1 rRNA gene is annotated in these 1,402 nt (G+C 48.4%); it reads left to right on the plus strand.

Annotation, left to right across the window (positions count from 1 at the left end):
* Positions 1-1,402: ribosomal RNA gene (locus IWX76_RS17985) — 23S ribosomal RNA — on the plus strand; the annotation flags it as partial.

The raw sequence follows: 1,402 nt of genomic DNA on the forward strand, positions 1-1,402 counted from the left end.
AGATTTCCGAATGGGGAAACCTGGCTAGTTGAAGACTAGTCGTACAATGTACGCAAACCTGCCGAACTGAAACATCTAAGTAAGCAGAGGAAGAGAAAATAATAATGATTTCCTAAGTAGTGGCGAGCGAACGGGAAAGAGCCCAAACCAGCTATGTTACGGCATAACTGGGGTTGTAGGACTACGATATGGCATTAATGAAATGAAGTGGAACAGGATGGGAAGCCTGGCAATATAGCGTGAGAGCCGCGTACACGTAAGTAACATTAGTCTAGTAGTATCCTGAGTACCGCGAGGTCGGAGACGCCTTGTGGGAATCTGCCGGCACCATCCGGTAAGGCTAAATACTCCTGAGAGACCGATAGTGAACCAGTACCGTGAGGGAAAGGTGAAAAGAACCCCGAACAGGGGAGTGAAATAGAACCTGAAACTGTGTGCTTACAAGCGGTCGGAGCGTCCAGGTGGCGTGACGGCGTGCCTTTTGCATAATGAGCCTACGAGTTACTCTTCTCTGGCAAGGTTAAGTGTTTAAGACACGGATCCGAAGCGAAAGCGAGTCTGAATAGGGCGTATAGTCAGGGGAGGTAGACGCGAAACCTTGTGATCTACCCATGGACAGGTTGAAGGTGCGGTAACACGTACTGGAGGACCGAACCGATAAACGTTGAAAAGTTTCCGGATGATCTGTGGGTAGGGGTGAAAGGCTAATCAAACTGGGAAATAGCTCGTACTCCCCGAAATGTTTTTAGGAACAGCGTCGTGGTAAAGTTATTTAGAGGTAGAGCTACTGATTGGGTGCGGGGGAGTCAAATCCTACCAAATCCAGACAAACTCCGAATGCTAGATAATATACACGGCAGTGAGGCGCGGGGTGCTAAGGTCACGCGCCGAGAGGGAAAGAACCCAGACCATCAGCTAAGGTCCCCAAGTTACTACTAAGTTGAACTAACGAGGTGCGATTGCCTAGACAGCTAGGATGTTGGCTTGGAAGCAGCCATTCATTTAAAGAGTGCGTAACAGCTCACTAGTCGAGCGATCGTGCATGGATAATAAACGGGCATTAAGTAGTACACCGAAGCTATGGGTAATATTTATATTACGGTAGGGGAGCATTCCAGCGGCAGCGAAGTTATGACGTAAGTTGTGGTGGAGCTTCTGGAAAAGCAAATGTAGGCATAAGTAACGATAAGGCGGGCGAGAAACCCGCCCACCGAAAGGATAAGGTTTCCTGATCAACGCTAATCGGATCAGGGTTAGTCGGGACCTAAGGAGAACCCGAAGGGGATATTCGATGGACAACTGGTTAATATTCCAGTACTTTTTATAACTGCGATGTGGGGACGGAGTAGTGACACTGCCGCGATCTGACGGAATAGATCGTTAAAGACTGTAGGTATTGGAG

The organism is Pedobacter sp. CAN_A7, assembly GCF_015752175.1.
GTDB lineage: Bacteria > Bacteroidota > Bacteroidia > Sphingobacteriales > Sphingobacteriaceae > Pedobacter.